3 protein-coding genes are annotated in these 3,363 nt (G+C 37.3%); all 3 read right to left on the bottom strand.

The genetic code is table 11. The annotated features are described in order from the left end of the window. Nucleotides 1-1,886 (bottom strand): homocysteine S-methyltransferase family protein (locus QVO42_RS01995; protein WP_288163587.1); only part of this gene is annotated, 1,886 nt, incomplete at its 3' end. Then, on the bottom strand, nucleotides 1,886-2,533 hold the full coding sequence (locus tag QVO42_RS01990) for a vitamin B12 dependent-methionine synthase activation domain-containing protein (protein ID WP_022424515.1): 648 nt from the start codon (nucleotides 2,531-2,533) through the stop codon (nucleotides 1,886-1,888). The genes QVO42_RS01995 and QVO42_RS01990, both read right to left, overlap by 1 nt. Then, the coding region (metF, locus tag QVO42_RS01985; RefSeq protein WP_288163585.1) for a methylenetetrahydrofolate reductase [NAD(P)H] at nucleotides 2,530-3,363 on the bottom strand (834 nt) is incomplete at its 5' end. The genes metF and QVO42_RS01990, both read right to left, overlap by 4 nt.

Genomic DNA, 3,363 nt, shown 5'->3' with positions numbered 1-3,363 from the left:
CCTACTTCATCAAGAGCAGGAATTAGTTCGTCATTAATAATTTCTAATCCTTCTTTAGTTTCAAGCTGTTTTTGAGTGGCTTTACCTGCATTTTCACTCATACCACGCTTGATACTTTCATATAAAGACATATCAACCGCTTCACTCTTTATGGGAGCTGGTGCACTATTACCATAGGCGCTAATATATTCTGTAAAGTTTGTATCAAGCCCACTTAAGGCAAGATAGGCACGATATGATTTCATCATTGCTTCTGATGAAGGATTGATGATTGCACAGCTAAGTCCTGACTGCATCGCCATAGTAAAGAAGTTCGCATTCACAATTGGTCTTTGTGGAAGACCAAAAGAGATATTAGAAACACCTAAAATAGAATGTCCATGTAATTCATCTCTAATAATACGTAATGTTTCTAATGTCGCAATGGCAGAAGTAGGATCTGATGAAATAGTCATAGCGAGTCCATCGATTACGATATCCTTAGATTCAATACCATATTTACTTGCTTCTTTATAGATCTTCTTCGCAATACGAATACGATCTGCCGCATTATCTGGAATGCCTTCTTCATCTAAGGCAAGTCCTACAACCACACCACCATATTTCTTTACTAATGGGAATACAGCATCCATGGATTCCTGTTTACCATTAACTGAGTTAATCATAGCCTTACCGTTATAGTGTCTTAAGGCTGCCTCTAAGGCGATTGGATCTGATGTATCAATCTGTAATGGCAATGCAATGACAGACTGCAACTTCTTCATAACTTCTACCATCATCTTAGGTTCATCAATTTCTGGTAGACCTACATTGACATCTAGAATATGTGCCCCTGCATCTTCCTGTTTTAAACCTTCAGATAAGATATGGTTAATATCTCCATCACGTAAGGCCTGTTTGAATTTCTTCTTACCAGTTGGGTTAATACGTTCCCCAATAATAACTGGTTTAGGACCTATTTCTACAGCCTGTGAGAAAGAAGTCACAACAGAGATATTCTTCTTTACAGGTGGTTCAATAGGCAGGTCTTTCACTAATGCGATTGTTTTTGAGAGATATTCTGGTGTAGTTCCACAACATCCTCCTAGTACATGCACATTCAATGAGGCAATCTCTTTCATCTCTGATGCGAATTCATCTGCATTCATATCATAATATGTATGACCTTCATCATCAGTCTGAGGCAAACCAGCATTAGGTGTCACAATAATAGGTGTAGAAGAAACTTTAATCATTCTTTCTACAAAAGGTTTGATTTGTGTTGGACCTAATGAACAGTTAATACCCAATGCATCAATATGTAACCCTTCGAGTAAGGCAACAACTGATTCTGGTGTACCACCTGTCAACATCTTACCTTTTTCATCAAATACAACAGTCGCACATACAGGTAAATGTGAATGTTCCTTAGCGGCTAGTACTGCAGCTTTTAATTCATAGCTATCCTGCATTGTTTCAATAAGGATGACATCAGCACCCGCTTTAGTTCCATTTTCAATGACTTCAGCATAAATATCCACTGCATCATCAAATGATAAATCTCCTAGTGGTTCTAAGAGCTTACCTGTAGGACCTAAATCAAGCGCAATCAGGGCATCCCCGCGCCCTGTAAGTTCTCTTGCCTTTTTTGCATGTTCTACTGCTTTTGTGACTATTTCTTCTAGATTATCTGGATATTTTAATCTATTGGCACCAAATGTATTGGTGTTGATAATATCACATCCTGCTTCTAGATAACCTTTATTTAATTCAACAATCTTTTCTGGATGAATGATATTCCATGTTTCAGGTAATTCACCCGCTTGTAAACCCCAGCTTTGAAGTACTGAACCAGTACCACCATCCCAGAATAACCATTCTTTTGTAAGTCTTTCTTTAAATCCCATTAATCCATCCTCCTGAATTCACATTGTGCAGGACAATTGGCACAATCCTTCGTATGACGAGGCTGTGCATGATGTGTAATACCAATGATCGCCGTCACTGATTTGGATGGGACCATTAAGAGACTTTCTAATAAACTGATACTAATCTTATCCATCTGTAATATACGCATAAAATCTTTCTGATGATCTAATGCTAGATCTCCATAACCAGGTGAAAAGCGTGGCTTTAAGAATTCATTATTCTTATATGCCTCCTGATTAAGTTCTTCATTCACTTCATCACAATAGGCTTCTATCATAGCAGCTCCTGCTGCCTGATAGATCACTGCATCACTCATCTTAGTAAGTTCTGTACGTTTAATCAAACGATCGACTTCTATACCTATAGTAGCCGCAAAGAGATAAACTGCATGACAGCCTTTTAAGTTATTCTCTAAGTTTTTACTATGTATCACCATATCACCAATTGTGATTGTATGATTCTCTATTGTGAGAGGTAATCTTTTCACAATATGACGTGGTACAGCTGTTTTCTGTAATACTTCGATACAGTGATCTAATGCACTATTGATTTCAGTAAGATCACCTTCTACAGATTGACGGTATCCTAAGTATCGTAAAGCTTCTTTACGATTGATTTCTATCATTTAAGAATCTCCGAAATATTGTTCATGATGCCTTCGGCGATGTCTGGTTTATTCATTGTATAAACATGAATATGTTTTACACCATTCGCAATTAAATCAATAATCTGTTCAGATGCATAAATAATACCAGCCTGCTTCATGATTTCAGGATTATCACCAAATGCATCCACCATCATCTTAAAACGATAAGGAATAATAGATGTACCTGACATCTGTACAGCACGACTGACCTGTTTCGCATTAGTAATAGGCATAATACCAGCCACTACAGGTACATTAATACCAGCTTCCTTGATCTTATATAAGAAGTTATAGAAAACATTGTTGTCAAAGAACATCTGCGTTGTTAAGAAATCTGCACCTGCTTCTACTTTTTCTTTTAAATGCTGGATATCTTCCTTAATGCTAGGTGATTCTACATGTCCTTCTGGATAACATGCTGCCCCAATACAGAAATCACCCTTCTCTTTAAGTTCCTTGATTAACTGACAGGCATATTGGTAGTCTTCTCCCACTTGACCATCCTTAGGAATATCTCCTCTTAATGCCATGATGTTTTCAATACCATTTTCTTTAAACTGTTCAACCATGGACTCTACATGTTCTCTTGTAGAAGAAACACATGTCAAATGAGCCATAACTTCAACATCATATTTTTCATGAATATCTTTCGCAAGTGCAACAGTATGTGCACTTGTTCCTCCACCTGCACCATAAGTCACAGACATGAAACTTGGATTTAAAGATGCAATCTTTTCTGCAGCCTTTAAGACATTTTCATATTTACTACTTGTCTTAGGTGGAAATACTTCAAAAGAGGCTGTGACGAA

It is taken from the genome of Catenibacterium sp. CAG:290 (assembly GCF_000437715.1).
GTDB lineage: Bacteria > Bacillota_I > Bacilli_A > Erysipelotrichales > Coprobacillaceae > Catenibacterium > Catenibacterium mitsuoka_A.
The sequence above is the reverse complement of the archived record's forward strand: the minus strand, read 5'-3'. Positions and strand labels throughout refer to the sequence as shown.